Here is a 23,606-nt window from a genome sequence, read left to right as displayed (position 1 = left end):
ACGCGCAAGTTGAACAATCTTCATTTTTTTGAAAAAAGAATGCTCAATGGGGTTGCGGCGCAAAAACTGTTTCACTATAAGCCGCTTACCTGCGGGGCGCCCATCGTCTAGCGGTCTAGGACGCCGCCCTTTCACGGCGGAAACAGGGGTTCGATTCCCCTTGGGCGTACCAGGTTTTCTTCCTGGAAATTCAGAACCTTGAAGCGCAAAGCTCGTTTGCTTTTGTGGCGTGTATCCTTTGCAGACGGCCAGCCCTCCGCGAGCTGGCCGCACGATTTGGCGCTTACACGACTCAGTTGGAGGGCGCAGGCTTTGCTGGCTCGGGTGCAGGTGTCGCTGGCGCCGGAGCCGGTGTGGTCGGCTCGGATGTCGTGGCAGGCGCGCTGGTTTCACCCTCTTTCGGCTTGTTGTCGCATGCGGCCAAAGTGAGCGCGGCGACGGCTGCGACGGGTAAGAAAAACTTGAAGTTCATCATGTTCTCTCCTGTTTGTTTCGTCCCCATACATAGAATGGGTCAGCGACAGCGGTTCGAACACCCCGGCATTTTCAAGCTTTATCACGCGCTGTTAGACAAAGTTATGAGACCGATATCGGCGGCTGACCTATCATCAGCTTACTGCCGGGACTCATTTGCCGGCAGTAGGGTTCGGTTTACCTCCACTCGGACCCGATTCTCCCACCCCAGAGCAAACTAACCTGCCTTTATAGGCAGGTTTTTTTATGCGGCATCGGTTGTCACTGGGACCGTTCACGCTGATTGCCGTCTTTTTGCGCTTCGGCTAAACCCAGATCATGAATTTCGCTTCACCCCTCGTTACCGGCAGGCTGGTCCAGCGCTACAAGCGCTTTCTCGCCGATATCATTCTCGACGACGGCGGCGCTGCGATCACGAGTTCGGTCCCCAATACCGGGTCGATGCTTGGCCTCACCGATCCCGGCATTCCGGTCTGGCTCTCGCTCTCCGACGGCGCGAAACGCAAATATCCGCACACGCTACAGATGGTCGAAGTTGGCGGCACGATGGTCGGCATCAATACCGGCCTGCCCAACCGGATCGCGGAAGAAGTCATCCTTGCCGGGATGATACCCTCGCTCTCGGGCTATGCCGAGCTGAGGCGCGAGCAGAAATATGGCGCGAACTCACGTATCGATATCCTTTTGCGCGGCCCCGGTCGTCAACGGGCCTATGTCGAAGTCAAGAACGTCCATTTCTCCCGCAAAGCCGGCCTTGCCGAATTCCCCGATTCGCCAACGGCGCGCGGCGCAAAACATCTGGACGAGCTCGGAAACATGGTTGAAAATGGTTTTCGCGGCGTAATGCTTTATGTCGTCCAGCGCGGGGATTGCGAACGACTGAGGATCTGCGGCGATCTTGACCCGGTCTACGCTATGGCTTTTGATCGGGCAATGAAGCGTGGGGTTGAAGCATACGCTGTAAAATGCCACATCACGCCCACGGGCATTGCTGCAATAAGCACGATGCCAATTATCGATTGATGCCAACCGGACTTTACTATGGTCACCTATCTCGACGCACAGAACGCGCCTCTTAAGAATACCGGCCAGATCCGGCTGCACGGCCCGGAAGGGTTCGAGGCAATGCGCAAGGCTTGCCAGCTGACAGCACGCTGCCTGGATGAGCTGGCATCGATCGTGGCGCCAGGCGTCACGACCAATACGATCGACCGGTTCGTGTTCGAGTTCGGTGCCGACCATGGCGCCCTGCCCGCGACGCTCAACTATCGCGGCTACACCAAATCGAGCTGCACGTCGATCAACCACGTGGTTTGCCATGGCATCCCCGATGACAAGCCGCTGCGCGAAGGCGATATCGTCAATGTCGACGTCACTTATATCCTCGATGGCTGGCACGGCGATTCAAGCCGCATGTATCCCGTCGGGCAAATCAAGCGCGCCGCTGAACGCCTGATGGAAGTCACGCTTGAAAGCCTGATGCGCGGCATTGCCGCCGTTCGGCCGGGCGTGCGCACCGGTGCCATTGGCGCTGCCATCCAGAGCTATGCCGAAGCCGAGCGTTGCTCGGTCGTGCGCGACTTCTGTGGCCACGGTGTTGGCCAGCTCTTCCACGACGCACCCAACATCCTTCACTACGGCACGCCGAATGAGGGTATCGAACTGCGCGAGGGAATGATCTTCACGATCGAACCGATGATCAATCTCGGCCGGCCGCATGTGAAGGTGCTTGCAGATGGCTGGACGGCGGTGACACGTGACCGCTCGCTCACCGCGCAATACGAACACACTGTCGGCGTCACCAGCACGGGCTGCGAGATATTCACTCTCTCGCCGGCCGGCCTGTTCGCGCCCGGACTGAACCTCGGATAGGATCGGCAATGAGCGAAGAAAAGCCGGAACCGACTTTCTTCCTCAACGAACCCTCCGCAAAATCCACCCCTAAACAACCAGTCGTTGAGCCTTATTCTGCTTCGCACAACGCGCGGCCGAAGCAGTCGGGCAATGACACGCCGCATTATGTCGGTCATCGCGACCGCATGAAGGAGCGCTTCGAGAAGGTCGGCCACGATGGTTTCGCCGACTATGAAATGCTTGAGATGCTACTCTACCGCTCTGTCCGGCAGGGCGACACCAAGCCGCTTGCCAAGGCGCTCATTGCCCGTTTCGGTTCGCTGGGGGAAGTCCTGGGCGCGCCCGAGCACCTGCTGCGCGAAGTAAAGGGCTGCGGCCCTGCCGTCACTTTCGACCTCAAGCTGGTATCCGCGCTTTCGCATCGCGTCATCCGCAGCGATATTCGTGAGAAGACGTTGCTGACTTCGTGGAACAAGGTCATCGAATATTGCATCGCCGCGATGGCCCACGCACCCCGCGAGCAGTTGCGCATCCTGTTCCTCGACAAGAAAAACGCGTTGATTGCCGATGAGGTGCAACAGGTCGGCACTGTTGACCACACACCTGTCTACCCGCGGGAAGTGATCGCACGGGCTCTGCACCTTTCCGCCAGCGCGATTATTCTCGTGCACAACCATCCGTCCGGAGACCCGACGCCTTCCAAGGCGGACATCGAGATGACACGGACCATCGCCAATATCGGCACGCAGATGGGCATTGTCGTCCACGACCACATTATTGTGGGCAAGAACAGCCATGCCAGTCTCAAGGGATTGCAACTTTTCTGAGAATTGCCAGACAATATCCTGTTCGACCGCAAACCCGATCAAATGAACCATTCTGAAAAGTCCTATTCAGGTATCGTGCTTGAATGGAGATTTGAATGAACACGGTCGAAAAAGCGATCTGGTACATCGAAGGGCATTTTTCCGGGGGTATAACCCTGGACGACATCGCCGCTTCGGCGGGCCTGTCGCGTTTCTACATGTCACGTGCCTTTGCGGCCGTGACAGGCTGTTCGGTCAGCGGCTACATCCGGGGCCGCCGGCTCAGCTCGGCCGCCCGGCTTCTCAGCGAAGGTGCTCCCGATATTCTCTGTGTTGCTCTCGGGGCCGGTTACAATTCCCATGAAGCATTCACCCGCGCCTTCCGCGATCAGTTCGGCATGACGCCGGAACAGGTTCGTGCGCAAGGCCATGTCGAAAACATCCCACTGGTGGAGGCTATCAAAATGGACGAAACATTGGTCGTAAATCTGGAAGAACCGCGTGTCGTTGCAGGCAAGCCCCTTCTCGTCGCCGGGTTGGGCGCGCGCTACACTTGCGAGAGCAGCAAGGCGATACCGTCTCAATGGCAGCGCTTTGCACCCCATATCGGGTATATTGCCGGTCAGGTCGGCGACATTGCCTATGGCGTTTGCTGCAATAGCGACGATGAGAACAACTTCGATTATATCGCCGGCGTCGAGGTCAGGGATTTCTCCGAAATTCCCGACACGTTTAGCCGTGTCCGTATTCCGGCCCAGAAGTACCTCGTTTTCACGCATCAGGATCATATCTCGACGATCCGAAGCACGTTCATGACTATCTGGGGCAACTATCTTCCGGAGTCCGGCCATGAGGTCGCCGATGCTCCCAATTTCGAGCGCTACGGGCCGGAATTCGATCCGAGAACCGGAAATGGCGGGCTCGAGATCTGGATACCTGTGAAGTCCTGATTATCCTCGCTGGTGGGCCAGCGGCAGCCGGCCCGCCGCAACCATGCGCCGCTCCAACCGTTATTGCTGACAGATGGCTGTTAGCAGGTTTGCTAAGATCAGCCGCCTTGGCAAGATGGGAGCTGACACATGCTGCAAGCCTGCCTCAACGGCGGTCGTAACCGCGATTTTCACGCTGCCGTTCCCTTTACGGCAGACGAGCTTGCCCGCGACGCCGCGCTTGTCGTGGCGGCAGGCGCCGGCGAACTTCACATACATCCGCGGGATCTGGATGGTAACGAAAGCCTTGTCGCCTCTGATATCAGCGCCGCGATCCGCGCCGTACGTGAAAGCGTTCCGGAGGTACCGATCGGCGTTTCGACACATTGGCGCATCCCGCCCGGCGGCAAGGCGCGCCAGGCCCCGATCGCGCAATGGCAGGAACTTCCCGACTATGTATCGGTCAATCTGATCGAAGAGGATGCTGCCGAGATCATGGCGCTTGTCTGGGACAAGGGCATGGGCGTCGAAGCCGGCCTATGGTCGATAAGCGACGCCGAGCGCTTCATCGCCCTTCCTGATGCCAAGAAGTGCTCGAGAGTGCTCATTGAAGTCAATGAACAGGATTTTGATGAGGCAATGGCAGTGGCAACAGGGATCATATCAGTGCTGGAACAGGCGAAATTCGAGCTTCCCATTCTGCTGCACGGCGATGAAGCGAGTGTCTGGCCGATGTTCAACCTGGCAATTGCGCGCGGCTATGATGGACGCATTGGCCTCGAGGATGGCAAGCTCCTTCCCGAAGGCAAGGAAGCCGAGGACAATGCCGACCTGATCCGGGCTGCGGTGGTCCTGGCGCATGGCGGCGATACGCTTCTCGGCACCGCAAATGAAAAGGGCGGCTGACGCCGCCCTTTCCCGATCGATGGTGAGGCTTATGCCTCGTCGTCAGTCTTCTTCTTGGCGGCCTTCTTCGGCGCTGCCTTCTTTGCAGGCTTCTTGGTCTCTTCCGACTTGGCATCCGCCTCATCGTCGGCCATCAGCTCTTCCTTCGTCACCTTCTTGTCGGTGACCTTGATGTTCGAAAGGAGATGGTCGACCACCTTCTCCTCGAAGATCGGCGCGCGCAGATTGTTTACGGCTTCCGGCGTCTTGCGGAAAAATTCGTAAATCTGCTGTTCCTGGCCCGGATAGCGGCGAACCTGGTCGTAGACGGCGCGCTGCAGTTCTTCTTCCGTTACCTCGATGCCGGCCTTGTTGCCGATTTCGGAAAGGACGAGGCCGAGGCGGACGCGGCGTTCGGCAAGCTTGCGATACTCTTCGCGCGCTTCTTCTTCCGTCGTGTCTTCATCTTCGAAGGTCTTGCCGGCTTCCTGGAGGTCGTGACCGATCTGTGCCCAGATGTTGTTGAACTCGGCGTCGATCAGGCGCTCCGGCGATTCGAACTTGTATTCGCCGTCGAGCGCGTCGAGAATCTGGCGCTTGACCTTCTGGCGCGTAAACGTGCCGTACTGGCTCTCGATCTGTTCGCGGATGACCTGGCGCAGGCGGTCGGCGCTTTCGATGCCGAGCTTCTTTGCGGTCTCGTCGTTGATTTCGAGTTCGCCCGGCTTGGCGACTTCCTTGACCGTGACATCGAAGGTTGCGTCCTTGCCGGCAAGGTGCGCAGCACTATATTCAGCCGGGAACGTCACGTTGATCTGTTTCTCGTCGCCAGCCTTGACGCCGATGAGCTGATCCTCGAAGCCGGGGATGAACTGGCCGGAACCGAGGACGAGCGTCGCGTCGGTGTCGGCGCCGCCATCAAACGGAACGCCGTCGACTTTGCCGAGGTAGTCCATCGTCACGCGATCGCCGCTCTCGGCCTTGCCCTTCTTCGTCTCGAAGGTCTGGGCGGAGCTGGCAACGCGCTTAACCTGCTCTTCGACTTCCTCATCGCTGACATCGACGACTTCGCGGGTTACGGTGATGTTCGACGCGTCCTTGATCTCGATGGCAGGAAGAACTTCGTAGTTCAGCGAGAATTCGAAATCGGCTTCGCCGCTCAAAACCTTTTCCGCTTCCTTCTCGTCCTCGGTCATTACGACTTCCGGCTGAGTAGCGGATTTTTCGTTGCGGTCGGCAAGAATGGACCGCGAGGAATCGCTCAAAATCTCGTTGACGACTTCGGCCATGAACGACTTGCCGTACATCTTGCGCAGATGGGTCATCGGCACTTTGCCAGGGCGGAAGCCATTGATGCGCGCCTTGGCGCTGGCGCCCTTGAGGCGTTCGGAAAGCTTTGCTTCCAGATCCTTGGCCGGAACGACGACCTTGATCTCGCGCTTCAGCCCTTGATTGAGCGTTTCAGTAACCTGCATGTCCAAACCTTCACTTTTTTAACATTTGTCCCGCCGTTGCCGGCTCGTTGGCCTAAATTGCGGGAGAAAACTGCCTGCCCTTGCGGCTTCCGGTGCGGACGAAGAGATTTACTCACCATCCACGTTGATTTTATTGCCTAATTCCAGTGCAACTCTCGATTTGCGACACGAATTCTAGCACAGAATGTGGCACAAAGTTGCGAAAGAGATTGCACCCTCACCGACTGGTCGCTCCCTTTACTTGCCTTGCGGGCAAAAATCAATGGCGCAGCCCGGTTGCTGCTTCGAGAAAAATGCCCGTTTTGCAAGGCGTTTAACCTTCAAATACCACTCGCGATTGCAAGGTGACAACCAATTCGAACTATGCAAGTCTGGATTCGTGGGGTTTTGAGACAGGTTGTATCCGCGTCGCCCGGCTGGGCGCACGAGCGTATCTGGTTGAATTGCTCCGCCTGAGCGTTGAATTCTGACTTTGCGTAACTAGACCCGATCGTCCGATGATTTGCAGTGTCAGCCGCTCCATCCGGTTGATTTGTCCTGGAATTCATCCCGCGTGGCCGTTCGGTGTCCGATTGTCTTGGAGGCCTGCCCTTGTCACGAACGTTCATTTCCGCCGTTAAGCTCGGCCTTGCAGCCGCTATTATGACCGCAACTTCAGCTTTGGCGCAGGAGGCTGCCGCCCCGCCTCCACCACCAGTATCGGTTGCAAAACCCATTGTTCGCGATGTGATCGACGCTGATGAGTTCATCGGCCGGTTCGACGCCGTCGATCAGGTCGCTGTGCGCTCGCGTGTGTCGGGCTATCTCGATACGGTGCATTTCAAGGACGGTGCGCTCGTCAAGAAGGGCGATCCGCTGTTCACGATCGACCAGAGGCCGTTCCAAACTGCTCTCGATCAGGCACAGGCGGCGCTCGAGGTCGCAAAGACCACCCTTACCTACGCCGAAGCCCAGTACAAGCGCACTGAATCGCTGACCGGGAGCGGCACCCTGTCGGTATCGACGCTCGACGACCAGCGCCGCGCCTATCTCGCCGGCCAGGCGAGCGTGCGTGGCGCGGAAGCCGCGGTCGCTCAGGCGAAGCTCGACATGATGTATACCGAAATCACTGCGCCGCAGGACGGACGCATCGATCGCAGGCTGATTTCCGTTGGCAACCTCGTCAATGCCAATGACACGATCCTGACGACGATCGTCTCGCTTGATCCGATCGACTTCTATTTCGACGTCGATGAGCGCAATCTGCTTTCCTATGCCCGTTCGGCGCGCGAGCGGGGCAGCGACCTTCAGGAAGGCGGCGGCGGGCTGGATGTCACGGTTCGGCTCACGGACTCGAAGGAACCACCGGTCAAGGGCAAGCTCGACTTCTCCGAAAACCGGCTCGATGCCCAGACAGGCACGATGCGGGTGCGAGCCCGCTTCGCCAATCCGGATTTTGTCTTGCAGCCCGGCCTGTTCGGGCGCGTCGAAGTCTCCGCCTCCAACACCTACAAGGGCATCCTCGTCCCGGATGATGCGGTTGGCGCGGACCAGAACGAGCGCATCGTCTACACAGTAAGCGAAGACGGCACGGTCACGCCGAAGCCGGTGCGGCTTGGGCCCAAGCAATATGGCTATCGCATCATTCGCGAGGGTCTGACCGGCGACGAGACCATCGTCGTCAATGGATTGATGCGTATCCGTCCGGGCGTCAAGGTCAAGCCAGAACTCGTTACGCTGCCACCCGAAGCCAAGGCGACGGGGGTCGGCCAATGAGATTCGCGCATTTCTTTGTCGACAGGCCGATCTTTGCATCCGTCCTGTCGATCTTGCTGTTGATCGTGGGCGGCATTGCCTACACGCAGCTTCCCGTCGCCCAATATCCGGAAATCGCCCCGCCGACGATCGTGGTGCGCACCTCCTATCCCGGCGCGGATGCGCAAACCATTGCCGACACGGTGGCGACGCCGATCGAGCAGGAAGTCAACGGCGTCGAGAACATGCTCTACATGTCCTCCTATTCGACCGCAGACGGGTCGATGGCGCTGACGATTACCTTCAAGCTCGGCACCGACCTCGACCAGGCGCAGGTGCTGGTCCAGAACCGCGTTTCCATCGCCGAACCGCGGCTGCCCGAGGAGGTGCGGCGTCTCGGCGTGACCACGACGAAGAGTTCACCCGACCTGATGATGGTCATCCACGTGCTTTCGCCGAACAACCGTTATGACCAACTCTATGCGTCCAACTATGCACGCACCCGCATTCGCGACGTCCTCCTGCGGCTCGACGGCGTTGGCGATCTGACCATCTTCGGCGAACGCGAATATTCGCTGCGCATCTGGCTCGACCCGCAGAAGCTTGCTGCCTACGGCATGACGGCAAGCGACGTCGTCCAGTCGCTGCGAGATCAGAACGTGCAGGTTTCGGGCGGCTCGATCGGCGGGCCGCCGACGTCGGGCAACAGTGCATTCCAATACACAGTCACGACGGAAGGGCGTTTCAGCGACGCGAGGCAATTCCGCTATGTCATTGTCAAGGCTTCGGATACCGGTCGCCTCGTCCAATTGCAGGATGTGGCGCGCATCGAGCTCGGCGCCAAGGACTATGTGACCAACAGTTATCTCGACGGTAGTCCCGCCGTGGCACTCGGCATTTTCAGCCGGCCCGGCACCAACGCTTTGGCAACCTCCGAAACCATTCAGGAGACGATGAAGGAACTCGCCAAGGATTTCCCGGACGGACTGACCTACAACATCGTCTACAACCCGACCGAGTTCATCTCTGAATCGATAAACGAGGTCTACAAGACCATCATCGAGGCCGTCATTCTCGTGGCTCTCGTCGTGCTCGTGTTCCTGCAGTCCTGGCGGACCGCCATTATTCCCATCGTCGCCATTCCGGTGTCGTTGATCGGAACGCTCGCCATACTCCTTGCTTTCGGCTTCTCGCTGAACATGCTGACACTGTTCGGCCTCGTCCTCGCCATCGGCATCGTCGTCGATGACGCGATCGTCGTCGTCGAAAACGTCGAGCGTAACCTTTCGTCCGGCATGACGCCGAAGCAAGCGGCCCACGTCACCATGGATGAGGTCGGAACGGCGGTCGTCGCCATCTCGCTTGTGCTCATTGCCGTGTTCGTGCCGACTGCCTTCATTCCCGGCATTTCCGGCCAGTTCTATCTGCAGTTTGCCATCACCATCGCCGTCGCCACGGCGATCTCGGCGCTGAATTCATTGACGCTCTCCCCGGCCCTTGCGGCAATCGTCCTGCGCCCGCACGGGCATTCGCAATCGAGAAACCCGCTCGCGCGTGCCGGCCGCTTCCTTGCCAACGGCTTCAACACCGGCTTCGACCGAATGGCACATGGCTACTCGTGGATCATTCGCCATCTTGTCGGCTCGACTGTCGGCCTTCTGGCCTCGCTGCTCGTCTTCGTGGGTCTCCTCGCCGGCACATGGTACATGGCCAATATCGTACCGCGCGGGTTCATTCCGACAATGGACCAGGGCTATGCCATCGTCGTCGTCCAATTGCCCGATGGCGCGTCGCTGGAGCGCACCGATGCTGTGATCAGGCGTGCCTCGGACATCGTCCGTAGCGTTCCCGGTGTAAGCCATGCGGTGGCGTTCGCTGGCTTCAGCGGCGCCACCTTTACCAATGCGTCGAATGCGGGCGTGGTGTTCGCGCCGTTCAATTCGTTCGAGGAGCGACTTCCAAAGGGTGAGACGGCGCAGGCAATCATCGGCCAGCTCTTCACCAAGATGCAGAGCATCCAGGAGGCTTTCATCATCGCCGTGCCGCCGCCATCGATCCGCGGCATCGGCAATTCCGGCGGCTTCAAGATGCAGATTCTCGACCGCGACAATCCGGACATGCGCCGCATCCTGCCTCTTGCCTATCAGATGATGGGTGAAGCCAACAAGACGCCGGGACTTACCGGGGTTTTCACGACCTTCTCGGCGTCGAGCCCGCAATATTTCCTCGAGATCGACCGCGACAAGGCGCGGGCGTTGAACGTCCCGATCCCCAACATTTTCGAGACGCTGTCGATCAACCTCGGCACCTCTTATGTCAACGATTTCAATGCATTCGGGCGCGTTTATCAAGTACGGGCGCAGGCGGACCAGCAATATCGCATGGACCGGGCCGACATTCTGGCGCTGAAGGTGCGCTCGGCGACGGGAGCTTTGGTGCCGCTCGGAACCTTGATCGAGATAAGGGACACAACCGGACCCTCGCTGGTGCAGCGCTACAACATGTATGTTTCGGTGCCATTGCAGGGCAACCCGGCGCCGGGCATTTCGACTGGTGATGCACTCGACAAGATGGAACAATTGGCGGCACAGACGCTGCCGGTCGGAACGACATTCAACTGGACAGAACTCGCATTCCAGGAGCGCAGCACCGGCAATACGGCGATCTACATCTTCGCCCTGTCGGTCATTTTCGTTTTCCTGGCGCTTTCCGCTCAGTATGAAAGCTGGATCCTCCCCCTTGCGATCATCCTGATCGTCCCGCTCGCCGTGCTCGCAGCGCTAATCGGCGTGCATCTGCGTGGCATGGACAACAATATCCTGACCCAGATCGGGCTTGTGGTGTTGATCGGCCTGGCGGCGAAGAACGCGATTCTGATCGTCGAGTTTGCGCGACAACACCAGGACGACGGCGCGACACCTGTCGAAGCGGCAATCGAGGCAAGCCGTTTGCGCCTTCGCCCGATCCTGATGACCGCATTTGCATTCATCTTCGGCGTGGTCCCTCTGATGATCGCAACAGGGCCCGGTGCGGAAATGCGTCAGTCGCTGGGGACGGCCGTGTTCTCGGGCATGCTCGGCGTTACGTTCTTCGGGTTGTTCCTGACACCAGTCTTCTACGTGGCGCTGCGTTCATTCGGGCGCAAGCGCAAACCGGCTGTGGAGGCTCCGGCGCGGGGCTTCTAGTCCCGCTTGATTACCGGCTTGCGTTAAGGGTCGGCGGGCATCATGCTGGTGCGCGCTGACTTATCATTCATGCGGAGCGAGAGATGATCATTACCGAAATGTCGCGGCAGGAAATCAAGGAACTGCTGACCCGGGCCAGCATCGGCCGGCTCGCCTGCGCCAAGGATGATCAGCCCTACATCGTCCCGCTTCGCTTCGTCTACAATTCCGTCTACCTCTATTCCTTCACCACTGTTGGGCGGAAAATCGAGTGGATGCGCGAGAACAACAAGGTCTGCGTTGAGTTCGACGAGATCGATGCGACCAATAGCTGGAAGAGCGTGGTCGTTACAGGCAGGTTCGAAGAGATCACCAAGGAACATGGCGATGAGCGCAACATGGCCCATGATCTCCTGAACAAGAAAGCCGAATGGTGGGAGCCTGGCTACGTGAAGACAGTCATTCGCGAACAGGAACGACCGCTTGACCCGGTTTACTTCCGCATCGCCATAACCGAAACGACCGGCCATAAGGCGGTCAAGGAGCGTTAGACGGAGCTCGCACATTCCCCTTTTCATAAGGTAGAAGAATGTGATCCTGACCTGCGAGCTGGTGCAACCAACGATACCCCTTAGACGTTGTATGACTGAGGGACCAATCAAAAGGAGCACCACCATGGGCGGAACGTCCAATCAGCATTTCGTGCGCAGGATGCCAACTGCTTCTGATCATCTCATCGATACGATTCGGCAGGCGACGCCAAAACCAAAATTCAACCCGGAACGCTTGTCGGACGTCTTGAAGCGCTCCAAGGGGGCTTTTTCGATTACGAAGAGCCGCCCATCCGCCAAATAGGCGTAGCTGGCTAAAATTGGCCCGCCCAAGTCCCATGTCAGCGGGCATGCCTCGCGTGGCCCCCGCACGCCAATCTTCTTTGGAACAACCCCTTTTTCCTTTGACGGCAGAAATCACGATGCTATAGAGACCGGCGCTTGGGGTGCGGTAACGCCTCCATCTGCGGATGTGGCGAAATTGGTAGACGCACCAGATTTAGGTTCTGGCGGGAGACCGTGGGGGTTCGAGTCCCTCCATCCGCACCATAGCGCTTGACGCACAGTCGCCATCGTCAGTAGATCGGCTCCTCGTAGAGAACTTCTCCGTTGTTTTTCAGAGCGCGAATTTGCGCATCTCCCGACGGCGAAACCGCGATGACAGCCTCAATCCTGCGTTCCCGCTGCTGGTCTTCGATCACGCGCCCTTCGCCCTCCGGCACATAATAGCGCTCGATCCCGTATTGGATGTGAAGATCGTGATAGATCGCGGCATTGGCGTAACCGGAGGTGCGGCCGCGCAGCTGTATTTCACCGGGCGCCAGATCCTCGCGCTTTTGCCACGAGGCGCTGCTTATGCCCCAAGCACTGTCATCCGCCTGCTTCAACGCTACATAGATATCGGCGAACCCGGTTGACGTCGGCGGCGTCCCAGTCACCTTGTTGGCCTCGATTGTCGCGATGCCGTAACCAAGTGTGACATAGTCGCCGCGCAGGAAATCATGTGGATCGACCGGCTCGGTAAGGAGCGTGATATTGGTGCCGCTGCGCAGGATCGACGCCCGCTGTGCGACCATGGCGTAGAGGGCTCCGGACTGTAAAATTGCCACAACGGCGCCGAGCAGGATCAGGCGATTTACCTTCAGGATCATGCCGTTGCTTCCTTTTTCGGATTCTTTCTTTGAAGTCTTCGCTCCATTCTGACGACGAAGGCCGCCAGCAACAAGACGAGGATGCCGGCAGTCAGGAAGAAGCCCGCGGTGCCTATCAATGTACCGATCGTCTTGAACGCCAGGTACAGCACCTCAAGCGATAAGACAGTGTAGGAAACCCAGCGCACGGCAAGGTTCCGGTGCCCCGAAAGGGCGAGGCCCGCGACGGAGCATCCCAAAATCGCAAAGCCGATGACAACCTGATTGGTAACCCCTTCGCTGAATTCGTCGAACTGGAAGAAGATGAGGGCGATGACCAGCATGATGAAGCCATATCCGCCGATGGCCTCGCTCCAGCCGGTCAGCTGCTGGGTCGCCCTGCTCCGCAGTGCATCCGCGAGGAAGAGTGCCGCGCCGAGAACGGCCGCAATCCAGAGAATCGCCTGATCGTCCAGATCGAACCGGACCACGAAGACATAAGCGATGAGGAGAATGGCAATGAAATGTCGCGCCTGCTTCGCCTTGGTCCACCAGACAAGTCCCGCGCAGATGATTGCAAGCACAGGCACCAGCCAGATGTAGTTCCAGTGGTCTGGAGTCGATGGTTCGAGCGAAGCGAAGAGGTAGAACCCGGTAATTGCGACGCTGGTGGACGTCAGTACCTTTGATCGCAGCAGGAGGGCTGCCACCATCGTGCCCGCCACCCAAAGAAGCGCCGCATCGGTGGTATCTCCCGAGAGGTGGTACATTTGGCCAACCAGGCCGATACCGGCACCGAATGTGATGGCGGCGATCAGGTAAAGCGCCTCGCTGAATATCCTGTCACCCAGGCTTGCCCGCCAGGCGCCGCCGACATAGCCGGCGCCGATCACCGATATGATAAGACCCAGCCGAACAAGGCGCGGCATGAGTTCCCAATTGGCTGCGACGAGGGAGACAATGGCCGCGCCCAGCAAAACTGCGCCGAGAACTGCAAGGACGCCGCCAAGCCCGAGACCGTGTCCCCTGCCGTCCATGTCTTTGCGCAAGCGTTCGGCCGTTGTCTCATCGATCAGACCGTCCCGCTGCCAGCGCGCAATGTGTTTCTTCACGCCAATGGATATCGCCACGGTCTGCTCCTGAATCGCTGCAACGAGTCTTTAGTATAGCGAGGTGGCGGTCATCCTCCTATGGCGATCCTGCGTGCCCGCAGCGCCACATTCACGACATTTGTGCGCCGCAACAATTAACATCGATTAATGTTGCAATGCAGCAATTGCATAGCTGATCTGCAAACTTGGCTCTGCAACTTTCAGGAGCCGTGCACTATCTTCCACTCAACGATCAAGAGTGATCAAGCAAACAACAACCAAAGTGGTGATTGAAATGAACCTTATCCGCTCCTACAGCAACTGGCGTCGTTATCGCGACACGGTTTCCGAATTGAACCGCCTGTCGTCCCGCGAACTCAGCGATCTCGGCATTGCCCGTTCGGACATCCCGTACGTCGCCAAGAAGTCCGCAATTCGCTAATCGCATAAAGAATATCGCCGGGGCTTATCCTCCTCCCGAAGCCCCCGCGATCAAAGGCCGATACTCCTCCTCCCTGATCGGCCTTTATCAAACGACACCCACCGCACCTCCTCCCGCGGTGGGTGTTGTTATTTCAGGCCCCTCCAGCGCATTGAGCCCTAGCGGACGCCGCCATATCCCCTGCTTTTCCATTCCGCGAGCGTCATGACGTCTGGAGCGCCGCCTCCCGGCTCGTACCAGGAATCGACTGCCCAAAGCGTACCGCTGCGGTCTTTCAGAACAGCGGTGAAGTGGGGATAGCGCCCGTCGAAAAAGCTTCCGCGCGAATCCCGCCGGGCAACGGTGTGGAACTGCAACAGGCCTGCACCCTGCAGATAGCGCAGGAAATGATCGGTATTCGTGGATTCGTCCACGCAATCCATCTGGCCGCGCTCGCGTCCCTTGCCAAAATCCATCTTCGGCCGATCGACGACGCCAATCACCTGCGTGTTGCGTTGTTCGAATACTTGAACCGCCCGGCGAACCGCCGCGCGCTCGCTCTCTGGCGATTTGCGGCCAGACGCCATGATGGAGGCAATGCGAGAACGGTCGGTGCCGGTCAGCGTCACATTGGTCTTAAAATAGCAGCCATAACCGTGGCAAACGCTGAAGCTCAGCGCCGTGGCGATGGATGCGGGACTGCAAAGAATGAGAAAAAGAAAACAGAAGACGAGTTTTTGTGAAACTTTTGTTTGCATGTGCCAACACTAACAATTGTTTTCACCGAAGCCCAACAGATTTGCATAATATGGTTGCTCCCGGAATGCTCACCTGGCAACAGCCGGCGCCGCACCCTAAATCACCCCTGGCGCACCTCACCCAATCGGAGAATGATCATGCAACAACGCCGTCTCGGCCGAACCGGCCTTTCCATCGCCCCGCTCGTCTTTGGCGGGAATGTCTTTGGCTGGACCGCAGACAAGAAGACATCCTTCGACCTGCTTGATCGCTTCGTCGATGCCGGCTTCAACGCTGTCGATACGGCCGATGCCTATTCGCGCTGGGTGTCCGGCAATGAAGGCGGCGAATCCGAAACCATCATCGGCGAATGGATGAAATCGCGCAAAAATCGCGACAAAATTGTCATTATCACCAAAGTCGGCTCCGACATGGGACAGGGCAAGAAGGACCTTTCGGCTGCCTATATCGCCAGGGCGGCTGAGGCTTCCTTGCGCCGGCTGCAGGTAGATGCGATCGATCTCTATCTTTCGCACTGGCCGGATCCGGAAACACCCTACGAGGAGACCCTCGGCACCCACGCGGAACTCCTGAAGGCGGGCAAGGTCAAGTCAATCGGCGCATCCAATCTCGATGCCCAGCAACTGCGAGCAGCGCTCGACGTTTCCAGGGAAACTGGCCTGCCGCGCTACGATGTGCTCCAACCGGAGTATAATCTCTACGACCGCAAGAGCTATGACGGACCGCTGCGGGATCTCTGCATGGCCGAAGATATCGGCGTCATTACCTATTTCAGCCTCGCGCGCGGATTTCTCTCCGGCAAGTATCGCAGCGAAGCGGACCTTGGCAAAAGCGCGCGCGGCGGCGGCATCAAGGATTATCTCAATCCGCGTGGATTCCGCATTCTCGCCGCACTTGACGATATTGCCGCCAAGCACAAGGCGAAGCCCGCGGAAATCGCCCTCGCCTGGATCATGCAGCGCGAAGGCGTGACCGCCCCGATTGCCAGCGCGACGTCGCTCGAACAGTTGGACAGCCTGATCAAGGCGGCTTCGCTCAGCCTCAGTGCCGAAGACGTTGCCGAACTCGACAAGGCCAGCACCTGATCGCTTGGATCGAAAGCCGCCGCATTGCACCGTGCGGCGGCTTTTGCGCATTGATGCGGGCGGTCAAAGCGTTTATTGGAAAGCCATGTCCATCAAACCTGTACACATCATTGGCGGCGGTCTCGCCGGTTCCGAAGCCTCATGGCAACTGGCGCAAGCCGGGGTGCCTGTCATCCTGCATGAAATGCGCCCCGTGCGTGGCACGGATGCGCATAAGACCGAAGGTCTGGCCGAGTTGGTCTGCTCCAATTCGTTCCGTTCCGACGATGCCGAGACCAATGCGGTCGGCGTGCTTCACGCCGAAATGCGGCTTGCCAATTCGCTGATCATGGCCGCGGCCGACGCCCACCAGGTGCCGGCCGGCAGCGCCCTTGCCGTCGACCGCGACGGTTTTTCCGACAAGGTCACCGCAATCCTCGAAGCGCATCCGCTCATCACGATCGTGCGCGAGGAGATTACCGGCCTGCCGCCAGCAGACTGGGACAAAGCCATCATAGCGACCGGGCCGCTGACGGCTCCTTCGCTTGCCGAGGCCATCGGTCGTGAGACCAGCGCCGACGCCCTCGCCTTTTTCGATGCGATTGCTCCGATCGTGCATTTCGATTCGATCGACATGAACGTCTGCTGGTTCCAGTCGCGCTACGACAAGGTTGGACCGGGCGGCACCGGCAAGGATTACATCAACTGCCCGATGACCAAGGAGCAATACGAGGCCTTCGTGCAGGCCCTGATCGCCGGCGACAAGACGGAATTCAAGCAGTGGGAGGGCACGCCCTATTTCGACGGCTGCCTCCCCATCGAGATCATGGCGGAACGCGGGCCGGAGACGCTGCGCCACGGTCCGATGAAGCCCATGGGGCTCACCAATGCGCACAATCCCACCGTCAAGGCCTATGCAGTCGTGCAACTGCGCCAGGATAATGCGCTTGGCACGCTCTACAACATGGTCGGCTTCCAGACGAAGCTGAAATATGGGGCGCAGACCGAAATATTCCGCATGATCCCCGGGCTCGAAAACGCCGAGTTCGCGCGCCTCGGCGGCCTGCACCGCAACACCTACCTGAATTCGCCCACCCTCCTCGATCCGACGCTGCAATTGAAAAGCCGGCCAGGCTTGCGCTTTGCCGGCCAGATAACCGGCTGCGAGGGATATGTGGAATCGGCCGCCATCGGTCTCCTCGCCGGCCGGTTCGCCGCCGCCGAACGACTGGGCCAAGCCGTTACGCCGCCGCCGGCAACGTCGGCATTCGGGGCGCTTCTCGGCCACATTACCGGCGGCCATATCGTCACCGATGAAGAGCCGGGGAAGCGCTCCTTCCAGCCGATGAACGTCAATTATGGGCTCTTCCCGCACATCGAGACACCGAAATCTGAAGGCAAACGCCTGCGCGGCAAGGAAAAATCCAATGCGAAGAAGCGCGCCATGAGCGCCCGCGCCCTCGCCGATTGTCGCGCTTGGCTCGGATTGCCGGCGATTGCCGAGGCTGCGGAGTAGCGAGCTACTTTAAATCGGAGTTGCGTTCCTCAAGGGGCTCACCCCTCAGGACGACCGCCCAACTTCCCGCTTGTAGGGGAGATATCCGGCAAGACCGGGGTTGAGCGTCCTCGATCGGCCTTCCATGTTAACTGACGGAAGCCTTCAGCATCGCCCACTGCCGGCGCAGCGGCGTGATATCCGCAACTTCGTTTGCAGCATCAGCGCCCTTTGCCTTCAGCTTTTTCAAATAGATGCGCGTAAGCCGCGCCGGGAGATATGCAGGACGCAGGCTGACGCGCAGCTCCTTCGCGCCGGCTTCAAACTTTGCCAGATGGTCTGTCGCAAGCGCAATCATGGCAGCGACTGCGCGCGCGATCGCTTCTCCATCCGAACCATCGAGGAGATTCTGCGGGCTGCAGCCGACTGCTGTCAGTATGTCGGCCGGGATATAAATCTGGCCGCGCCGCCGGTGCAGGGGCAGGAGCCGCAGCAGGCCCGCAATCGCCTGCGCAACGCCAGCATGTCCCGCCGTATCCGCCTGCTTCAGCGCGGCATCCTCATCGAGCACCAACGATGCCAACTGGATCAAGGCCGACGCGGTCTCGCCGCAATAGCCCTCAAGATCATTGCGGCTGGGCATCGGGTCGTCATAAAGGTCGAAAATCCGGGCTTCGCAATAATTGTCGAAAGCCTGCCGCGGCAGGTCGTGGGTCTTGATCGTCTCGAGGAGCGCGGCGGCCACCGGATTCGCCGAGGCCGCACCATGTTCGGTGCCGTTGATAAGATCGCGCCACCATTGCAGCCGTACCTCGCCGGGCAACGGATCATGGATCAGGTCGCGAATGCGAGCGATCTCCGCATTGAAGGCATAAATCGCCGCCAGCGCGCCGCGTTTGTCCTCGGGGGCATAGAGGATCGAGACATAGCGGTCAGGGTCCGCATCGCGCAGGAACTGCATGCAGTAGGTTTCATTGGCGTTCATTGAGATGCCGCCTTAATCGACGGCGATCAAGGCAGCCGCCACCGCCCGATCTTCGGCCAGCAAGACATTATAGGTGCGCACTGCCGCGCCCGTGCTCATGGGATCGGCGGAAATGCGGTATTTGCGCAAGGCGTCGCGCAGTTCCTGCGGCAGCCGGCGCAACTCCGTGCCTGTGCCTACCAAAAGGATCTCGATATCATCCGCCTGCTCGATCAGGAGCGACAGATCGGCAGCCGTCACGATCGGCGGCGTTTTCGGCTCCCAGCCATGGATGCCTGATGGAAGACACAGGATCGAGCCACGATGTGACATGTCAGCAAAGCGAAATCCGCCATTGCCATAGGCATCGATCGGCGCGCGCCCCGGAAAATGGGCGTCCCGGATTTCAATGCCCTTGGCCAAGTCTCTAAACTCCGTTCTGCTCGGACGCCACCCTCGTGGTGTCATCGACAACGTCGCGGCCCTTGAGCCCGAACAACATCAATAGCGGACCGGCCACGAAGATCGAGGAATAGGTCGCAACAATGATGCCGACGGCAATCGTCAGCGCGAAGGAACGCACGTCATCGCCGCCATAGATGTAAAGCATCAGGAGTGCGAGGAAGGTCGCAAGCGAAGTCAGGATAGTACGCGACAAGGTTTGATTTATCGATGCATCGAGAACGGCCGACAGCGACATGGTATTGCCATGGCGCCTGAGGTTTTCGCGGACACGGTCATAAATCACCACTGTATCGTTGAGCGAGTAGCCGACGATGGCAAGAAGCGCCGCAATGCTCCAGAGATTGAATTCCATCTGAAAGATAACAAACATGCCGACGATGAGCACGACGTCGTGGATCGTGGCAAGGATAGCGCCGAGCGCAAAATGCCACTCGAAGCGGAACCAGACATAGGCAAGGATGGCGACGAGCGAGAGGACCACGGCGAGCACACCCGCCTGCGACAATCCACTCGATACGGACGGGCCGATGACATCGACACGGCGGAAATCGTAGTCGTCCTGCAGTTCGCCGCGGATCTTTACGCCGACGGTCTGCTCGGCATTCTCGCCCTCGCCCTGGCTTCCAACCGTTATCAAGGCGCGGTCGTCCGACTTGAACGGTTCGATTTTAACCTCGCCGATGTTCAGATCATCGAGCCGGCTATAAACATCGTCGAGGTCGATCGGCCCTTGCCGCGACTGGATTTCGACCAGCGTACCGCCCTTGAAATCGATGCCGAAATTCATGCCGACAACGGCAAAGAGGACGATGGCGGCAATGCTCGACAGCGCCGAAAAACCGAGGGTCAGGCCGCGCAATTTCATGAACGGAATTCTGGTGTTGTTCGGCACGAGCTTGAGCGGTGCGCCAGGCACTTCCTTTGGCTTCGAGCGTTGCACCCAGATCGATATGAGCCACCTGGTCAACGTGAATGTCGTGAACAGCGTCGTTACGATGCCGATCGTCACCGTGAGTGCGAAGCCGTGCACGGGGCCGCTGCCGAGAATGAACAGGACGAGCGCTGCAATCAGCGTGGTCACGTTGGCATCGACAATTGTCGCGAGCGCCCGGGAAAACCCGGAGTCGATGGCCTGGATGACCGAAAAACCCGCCCGCCGGTCTTCACGGATGCGTTCATAGATGAGGACGTTCGAATCCACCGCCATGCCGATCGTCAGGACGATACCGGCGACGCCGGCAAGGGTCAGCGGCGCGCCGAAGAGGGTCAGCACTGCAAGGATCAGGAGGACATTGACGACAAGCGCAACGCTGGCGATGACGCCGAGGAAGCCATAGGTCAGCAGCATGAATAGGATGACGAGCGCGGCGCCGATCAGGGCCGCAATCTTGCCGGATGATACGGCTGCAGCGCCAAGGTCGGTACCGATCGTGCGCTCTTCGATCACGGTAACATCGGTCGGCAAGGCGCCCGCACGCATGACGAGCGCAAGATTGCTCGCGCCGGAGAGGTCGAAGTTACCGGTAATCTGCCCGGTATTGCCGGGAATGGCCTCGCTGATCACCGGCGCCGACAGAACCTGATTGTCCAGGACGATCGCAAAGGACTGCCCGACATTGGCTTTCGTCGCCTTGGAGAAGCGATCGGCGCCGATGCTATCGAGCCGGAACGTCACCACCGGCTCCTGTGACGCTGTGTCGATACCGGCCTGCGCGTCGACAAAATTCTTGTTCGAGACGAGCGGCTCGGTCTTGACCAGATATGGAACCGGCGGATCGTCGAAGGAATAGACGACCTCATCGCCTTCCGGCGGTGTGCCATCGACTGCCTTCTGAGCCGGCATCGACGAATCCACCATCTGGAAGGTGAGTTCGCCTGTCAGGCTCAAAATGTCCTTGAGGAGTTGCGAATCGTAGAGGCCCGGCACCTCGACAAGGATGCGCCCGTTGCGCTGACCCTCGACATTCGGATTTGTATAGCCGAGTTCGCTCAGGCGCCGCTTCAGCACCGCCATCGTCGCGTCCGTATCGGGGAGATGGTCCTTGTCGACCTGCAGGCCGATGCGCGATCCGCCTTCGAGATCAAGCCCGAGGGCCAGCTGCTTCTTCGGCAGCCAGTCCGGCAGCTTTACCAGTTGATCCTGCGTGAACAGATTGGGAAGAGCCAATATGACGGCTGCCAGAACAACGGCCCAAATGAGTACGGTCTTCCAGCGGCTGAAATAGAGCATTCGGCAATAACCTTCGGCATAGAATCAACAGGGCGGCTCCGTGGCCGCCCCGTAACTATGCCTTATTTCTTGTTATCGGCAACCGGTTCGCCCTTGACCCGTACATCGGCGACCATGCCGCGCAACACCCGTGCCTTGACGCCATCGCCGATCTCGACATCGAGTTCGCCCGTATCCTCATACACCTTCACGACCTTGGCGATGAAACCGCCGCCGGTGACGATCGTGTCGCCGCGGCGAATTGCCTTCAGCTGTTCCTCGCGCTTCTTCGCCGCCGTGCGCTGCGGACGGATGATGAGAAAGTACATGATCACGAAGATGAGGATGAATGGCAGAATGCTCATGAGCATTTCCGGTGCGCCGCCGGCGGCCTGTGCATATGCAGGAGTTACGAACATTGAGACAAACCTCCAGAGAAGACATATTTTGATTATACCTGAGCCTGCGCAATACAATGTTTGCGTTGGCAAAAGCAACCGTACAAAACCGTGAGGGCGGCTTTTCGATTTATCGTCAACATGATAGTTGCAGGTGCGCAGGTAAAGCAAAGGCTGGATGGGAATGTCGCGGGAATTGCTGACGGATAAACTTGACCGCTTGATTAAGGTGCTGGAGCGAATGGCGCCGCCCGAGCCGCAGGCAGTCGACCTGGATAGCGCCGACTGTTTCGTGTGGAATCCGGACCATCTCTCCTTCGATCCAGTAACCAGGGTCAATCGCGTCGATATCTCGCTGATCCGCGGCGTCGACACTGTCCGCGATATCCTTTTCGACAACACCAAGCGTTTTGCCGAAGGCTTCCAGGCCAACAATGTGCTCCTGTGGGGCGCGCGCGGCATGGGCAAATCCTCGCTGGTCAAAGCGGTGCACGCCTCGGTCAATGCTGCAGCGGGCGATAATGGCGCGCCCCTAAAGCTTGTCGAGATCCACCGTGAGGACATTGACAGTCTCCCTGCCCTCATGGCGGCGATCAAGGACACCGACTACCGGTTTATCCTGTTCTGCGATGATCTTTCCTTCGACCATGACGATACGTCCTACAAGTCGCTGAAAGCTGCACTGGAAGGCGGTGTCGAGGGCCGGCCGGACAATGTCATCTTTTACGCGACATCCAATCGGCGGCACCTCTTGCCGCGCGACATGATCGAAAACGAGCGCTCGACGGCGATCAATCCGTCGGAAGCGGTGGAGGAAAAAGTGTCCCTTTCCGACCGTTTCGGCCTGTGGCTCGGATTTCACAAGTGCAGCCAGGACGATTACCTGGCCATGATCGACGGCTATGCCGCGCATTTTGACCTTGGCGTCGAAAAGGGCGAGCTCCACGCCGACGCCCTGGAATGGTCAACGACGCGCGGCTCGCGTTCGGGGCGTGTCGCCTGGCAGTTCACTCAGGATCTCGCTGGGCGGCTTGGGAAGAAGCTGTAGTCAGCTCGCCGCCTTGTCCAAAGCCTCTTCGGCCCATTGGTTGAGGCTTTTCCCGGCGCGTTCCGCCGCCAGGACTGCGCGGCGATGAACTTCGGGCTTCACCCGAAACATCATCTTGCCCGAGTAGGGCTTCTGCGGCTCCTTGCCGATCTTGGCGCAAGCCTCGATATAGTCCTCCACCGCTTCATGAAAAGCCGCTTTAAGGTCGACGACTGTATCGGCATGAAAGCCGACGCCGTCGCTTATATCGGCGATTTTGCCGAAAAAGATTTCATCTTCGTCATCATACTCTACCCTCGCAGTGTAATTCTTGTAGTGCATGACGTTCATGGTTCGATTCCAATTCTTTCCAGAAAGGCCCGGGCGGCGCGGACTTGATAGCGCTTTGCTTCCTTAGTGGGATGAGGCCTGTGAAAGCTTTCCAGTTCACCATCCTTTTCAAATTTGACACGCGAGCCACTGCCCTCGATCGCCCGTGCCCCGACGCTGACCAGCAAGCTTTCGATATCCGACCATGCTATCGAGCCAGAGACCGGGTTAGAAAAGACAGCGAGCAGGGTTCGCCTATGCCTGCTATTCATCAAAATACCTCTTAAAATATATTGCTTGCAAGCATTGAATGCTAGCATAATCGTCAATCTAAAATGCATAACCCCCGAAAGTTGATATCCAACTTTCGGGGGCCAAATT

At 58.8% G+C, this 23,606-nt stretch carries 23 protein-coding genes and 2 tRNA genes; 14 read left to right on the top strand and 11 right to left on the bottom strand.

Annotation, left to right across the window (positions count from 1 at the left end):
* The first annotated feature begins 96 nt into the window (after positions 1–96).
* Positions 97–172 (top strand) — tRNA-Glu (locus GF108_RS17285).
* Between the two features lie 120 nt (positions 173–292).
* Here the strand turns inward: GF108_RS17285 and GF108_RS17280 are convergent.
* Entirely contained in the window at positions 293–472 is a 180-nt protein-coding gene (locus GF108_RS17280; protein WP_113280777.1) for a hypothetical protein, read from the bottom strand.
* A gap of 320 nt (positions 473–792) precedes the next feature.
* Between GF108_RS17280 and sfsA the strand changes: the two genes are divergently transcribed.
* The 5 genes from sfsA (at position 793) to GF108_RS17255 (ending at position 4,969) form a co-directional block, all read left to right on the top strand.
* The gene (gene sfsA, locus GF108_RS17275) at positions 793–1,497 is read left to right on the top strand and encodes a DNA/RNA nuclease SfsA (RefSeq protein ID WP_153669321.1); all 705 of its coding nucleotides are present in this window, start codon (positions 793–795) and stop codon (positions 1,495–1,497) included.
* 18 nt (positions 1,498–1,515) lie between these two features.
* The gene (gene map, locus GF108_RS17270; protein ID WP_153669320.1) at positions 1,516–2,346 is read left to right on the top strand and encodes a type I methionyl aminopeptidase; all 831 of its coding nucleotides are present in this window, start codon (positions 1,516–1,518) and stop codon (positions 2,344–2,346) included.
* 8 nt (positions 2,347–2,354) lie between these two features.
* Positions 2,355–3,155, top strand: coding sequence for a DNA repair protein RadC (gene radC, locus GF108_RS17265; protein WP_153669318.1), 801 nt, complete (start codon positions 2,355–2,357; stop codon positions 3,153–3,155).
* A gap of 95 nt (positions 3,156–3,250) precedes the next feature.
* Positions 3,251–4,084, top strand: a complete 834-nt coding sequence (locus GF108_RS17260; RefSeq protein WP_153669316.1) for an AraC family transcriptional regulator — start codon at positions 3,251–3,253, stop codon at positions 4,082–4,084.
* Positions 4,085–4,213: 129 nt separating this feature from the next.
* Positions 4,214–4,969, top strand: a complete 756-nt coding sequence (locus GF108_RS17255) for a 3-keto-5-aminohexanoate cleavage protein (RefSeq protein WP_153669314.1) — start codon at positions 4,214–4,216, stop codon at positions 4,967–4,969.
* A 29-nt stretch (positions 4,970–4,998) separates the two neighbouring features.
* Here the strand turns inward: GF108_RS17255 and tig are convergent, their stop codons facing one another.
* Positions 4,999–6,423, bottom strand: coding sequence for a trigger factor (tig, locus tag GF108_RS17250; protein WP_153669312.1), 1,425 nt, complete (start codon positions 6,421–6,423; stop codon positions 4,999–5,001).
* A gap of 642 nt (positions 6,424–7,065) precedes the next feature.
* On the opposite strand from tig, the gene GF108_RS17245 reads away from it, so the two are divergent.
* The 4 genes from GF108_RS17245 to GF108_RS17230 all read left to right on the top strand — a co-directional run bounded on the left by GF108_RS17245 (position 7,066) and on the right by GF108_RS17230 (position 12,421).
* The gene (locus tag GF108_RS17245) at positions 7,066–8,178 is read left to right on the top strand and encodes an efflux RND transporter periplasmic adaptor subunit (protein ID WP_153669540.1); all 1,113 of its coding nucleotides are present in this window, start codon (positions 7,066–7,068) and stop codon (positions 8,176–8,178) included.
* Positions 8,175–11,342, top strand: coding sequence for an efflux RND transporter permease subunit (locus tag GF108_RS17240; RefSeq protein ID WP_153669310.1), 3,168 nt, complete (start codon positions 8,175–8,177; stop codon positions 11,340–11,342). The genes GF108_RS17245 and GF108_RS17240 overlap by 4 nt, the downstream gene beginning before the upstream one ends.
* A gap of 83 nt (positions 11,343–11,425) precedes the next feature.
* The gene (locus GF108_RS17235; RefSeq protein ID WP_153669308.1) at positions 11,426–11,872 is read left to right on the top strand and encodes a pyridoxamine 5'-phosphate oxidase family protein; all 447 of its coding nucleotides are present in this window, start codon (positions 11,426–11,428) and stop codon (positions 11,870–11,872) included.
* 466 nt (positions 11,873–12,338) lie between these two features.
* Positions 12,339–12,421 (top strand) — tRNA-Leu (locus tag GF108_RS17230).
* A gap of 26 nt (positions 12,422–12,447) precedes the next feature.
* Here the strand turns inward: GF108_RS17230 and GF108_RS17225 are convergent.
* Together GF108_RS17225 and GF108_RS17220 are read right to left on the bottom strand one after the other, a co-directional pair.
* On the bottom strand, positions 12,448–13,023 hold the full coding sequence (locus GF108_RS17225; RefSeq protein WP_153669306.1) for a GDYXXLXY domain-containing protein: 576 nt from the start codon (positions 13,021–13,023) through the stop codon (positions 12,448–12,450).
* On the bottom strand, positions 13,020–14,132 hold the full coding sequence (locus GF108_RS17220; protein ID WP_153669304.1) for a DUF2157 domain-containing protein: 1,113 nt from the start codon (positions 14,130–14,132) through the stop codon (positions 13,020–13,022). Before GF108_RS17220 ends, GF108_RS17225 begins: the two co-directional genes overlap by 4 nt.
* 256 nt (positions 14,133–14,388) lie before the next feature.
* Here GF108_RS17220 and GF108_RS17215 point away from each other — a divergent pair, with 256 nt between their 5' ends.
* The gene (locus GF108_RS17215; protein WP_081815883.1) at positions 14,389–14,535 is read left to right on the top strand and encodes a DUF1127 domain-containing protein; all 147 of its coding nucleotides are present in this window, start codon (positions 14,389–14,391) and stop codon (positions 14,533–14,535) included.
* A gap of 158 nt (positions 14,536–14,693) precedes the next feature.
* Here GF108_RS17215 and GF108_RS17210 read toward each other — a convergent pair whose 3' ends face one another.
* A complete protein-coding gene (locus GF108_RS17210) occupies positions 14,694–15,272 on the bottom strand; it encodes a hypothetical protein (RefSeq protein ID WP_153669302.1) in 579 nt (192 codons plus the stop codon).
* Positions 15,273–15,410: 138 nt separating this feature from the next.
* Here GF108_RS17210 and GF108_RS17205 point away from each other — a divergent pair, with 138 nt between their 5' ends.
* Together GF108_RS17205 and trmFO are read left to right on the top strand one after the other, a co-directional pair.
* On the top strand, positions 15,411–16,358 hold the full coding sequence (locus GF108_RS17205) for an aldo/keto reductase (protein ID WP_153669300.1): 948 nt from the start codon (positions 15,411–15,413) through the stop codon (positions 16,356–16,358).
* Positions 16,359–16,443: 85 nt separating this feature from the next.
* On the top strand, positions 16,444–17,853 hold the full coding sequence (gene trmFO / locus GF108_RS17200) for a methylenetetrahydrofolate--tRNA-(uracil(54)-C(5))-methyltransferase (FADH(2)-oxidizing) TrmFO (protein WP_153669298.1): 1,410 nt from the start codon (positions 16,444–16,446) through the stop codon (positions 17,851–17,853).
* A gap of 127 nt (positions 17,854–17,980) precedes the next feature.
* On the opposite strand, the gene GF108_RS17195 is transcribed toward trmFO, so the two are convergent.
* From GF108_RS17195 to yajC, 4 genes are all read right to left on the bottom strand, one after another.
* Positions 17,981–18,817 carry a phytoene/squalene synthase family protein gene (locus GF108_RS17195; protein WP_153669296.1) on the bottom strand — a complete coding sequence of 279 codons (837 nt, stop codon included), beginning with the start codon at positions 18,815–18,817 and terminating at the stop codon, positions 17,981–17,983.
* 12 nt (positions 18,818–18,829) lie between these two features.
* Entirely contained in the window at positions 18,830–19,219 is a 390-nt protein-coding gene (locus GF108_RS17190; protein ID WP_153669295.1) for an Mth938-like domain-containing protein, read from the bottom strand.
* Between the two features lie 4 nt (positions 19,220–19,223).
* Complete coding sequence (gene secD / locus GF108_RS17185) at positions 19,224–21,491, bottom strand: protein translocase subunit SecD (RefSeq protein WP_153669293.1); 2,268 nt, start codon at positions 21,489–21,491, stop codon at positions 19,224–19,226.
* Positions 21,492–21,553: 62 nt separating this feature from the next.
* Positions 21,554–21,889: a preprotein translocase subunit YajC gene (gene yajC / locus GF108_RS17180; RefSeq protein WP_091921723.1), complete on the bottom strand. Its 336-nt coding sequence runs from the start codon at positions 21,887–21,889 to the stop codon at positions 21,554–21,556.
* Positions 21,890–22,052: 163 nt separating this feature from the next.
* Here yajC and GF108_RS17175 point away from each other — a divergent pair, with 163 nt between their 5' ends.
* Positions 22,053–22,916, top strand: a complete 864-nt coding sequence (locus tag GF108_RS17175; protein ID WP_153669291.1) for an ATP-binding protein — start codon at positions 22,053–22,055, stop codon at positions 22,914–22,916.
* Here the strand turns inward: GF108_RS17175 and GF108_RS17170 are convergent, their stop codons facing one another.
* Positions 22,917–23,246, bottom strand: coding sequence for a type II toxin-antitoxin system HicB family antitoxin (locus GF108_RS17170; protein WP_153669289.1), 330 nt, complete (start codon positions 23,244–23,246; stop codon positions 22,917–22,919).
* The gene (locus GF108_RS17165; RefSeq protein WP_153669538.1) at positions 23,243–23,497 is read right to left on the bottom strand and encodes a type II toxin-antitoxin system HicA family toxin; all 255 of its coding nucleotides are present in this window, start codon (positions 23,495–23,497) and stop codon (positions 23,243–23,245) included. Before GF108_RS17165 ends, GF108_RS17170 begins: the two co-directional genes overlap by 4 nt.
* Positions 23,498–23,606: the final 109 nt, after the last annotated feature.

This window comes from Phyllobacterium sp. SYP-B3895 (assembly GCF_009647635.1).
GTDB classification, from domain to species: domain Bacteria; phylum Pseudomonadota; class Alphaproteobacteria; order Rhizobiales; family Rhizobiaceae; genus Phyllobacterium; species Phyllobacterium pellucidum.
Note: the sequence above shows the minus strand (reverse complement) of the source record. Positions and strands in the feature narration are given on the sequence as shown.

Excerpts from the sequence above, each read along its gene's own strand:
- GF108_RS17280 (WP_113280777.1), bottom strand. The coding sequence starts at position 472 with ATGAACTTCAAGTTTTTCTTACCCGTCGCAGCCGTCGCCGCGCTCACT.
- sfsA (WP_153669321.1), top strand. The coding sequence starts at position 793 with ATGAATTTCGCTTCACCCCTCGTTACCGGCAGGCTGGTCCAGCGCTAC.
- map (WP_153669320.1), top strand. The coding sequence starts at position 1,516 with ATGGTCACCTATCTCGACGCACAGAACGCGCCTCTTAAGAATACCGGC.
- radC (WP_153669318.1), top strand. The coding sequence starts at position 2,355 with ATGAGCGAAGAAAAGCCGGAACCGACTTTCTTCCTCAACGAACCCTCC.
- GF108_RS17260 (WP_153669316.1), top strand. The coding sequence starts at position 3,251 with ATGAACACGGTCGAAAAAGCGATCTGGTACATCGAAGGGCATTTTTCC.
- GF108_RS17255 (WP_153669314.1), top strand. The coding sequence starts at position 4,214 with ATGCTGCAAGCCTGCCTCAACGGCGGTCGTAACCGCGATTTTCACGCT.
- tig (WP_153669312.1), bottom strand. The coding sequence starts at position 6,423 with ATGCAGGTTACTGAAACGCTCAATCAAGGGCTGAAGCGCGAGATCAAG.
- GF108_RS17245 (WP_153669540.1), top strand. The coding sequence starts at position 7,066 with ATGACCGCAACTTCAGCTTTGGCGCAGGAGGCTGCCGCCCCGCCTCCA.
- GF108_RS17240 (WP_153669310.1), top strand. The coding sequence starts at position 8,175 with ATGAGATTCGCGCATTTCTTTGTCGACAGGCCGATCTTTGCATCCGTC.
- GF108_RS17235 (WP_153669308.1), top strand. The coding sequence starts at position 11,426 with ATGATCATTACCGAAATGTCGCGGCAGGAAATCAAGGAACTGCTGACC.
- GF108_RS17225 (WP_153669306.1), bottom strand. The coding sequence starts at position 13,023 with ATGATCCTGAAGGTAAATCGCCTGATCCTGCTCGGCGCCGTTGTGGCA.
- GF108_RS17215 (WP_081815883.1), top strand. The coding sequence starts at position 14,389 with ATGAACCTTATCCGCTCCTACAGCAACTGGCGTCGTTATCGCGACACG.
- GF108_RS17210 (WP_153669302.1), bottom strand. The coding sequence starts at position 15,272 with ATGCAAACAAAAGTTTCACAAAAACTCGTCTTCTGTTTTCTTTTTCTC.
- GF108_RS17205 (WP_153669300.1), top strand. The coding sequence starts at position 15,411 with ATGCAACAACGCCGTCTCGGCCGAACCGGCCTTTCCATCGCCCCGCTC.
- trmFO (WP_153669298.1), top strand. The coding sequence starts at position 16,444 with ATGTCCATCAAACCTGTACACATCATTGGCGGCGGTCTCGCCGGTTCC.
- GF108_RS17195 (WP_153669296.1), bottom strand. The coding sequence starts at position 18,817 with ATGAACGCCAATGAAACCTACTGCATGCAGTTCCTGCGCGATGCGGAC.
- secD (WP_153669293.1), bottom strand. The coding sequence starts at position 21,491 with ATGCTCTATTTCAGCCGCTGGAAGACCGTACTCATTTGGGCCGTTGTT.
- yajC (WP_091921723.1), bottom strand. The coding sequence starts at position 21,889 with ATGTTCGTAACTCCTGCATATGCACAGGCCGCCGGCGGCGCACCGGAA.
- GF108_RS17175 (WP_153669291.1), top strand. The coding sequence starts at position 22,053 with ATGTCGCGGGAATTGCTGACGGATAAACTTGACCGCTTGATTAAGGTG.
- GF108_RS17170 (WP_153669289.1), bottom strand. The coding sequence starts at position 23,246 with ATGAACGTCATGCACTACAAGAATTACACTGCGAGGGTAGAGTATGAT.
- GF108_RS17165 (WP_153669538.1), bottom strand. The coding sequence starts at position 23,497 with ATGAATAGCAGGCATAGGCGAACCCTGCTCGCTGTCTTTTCTAACCCG.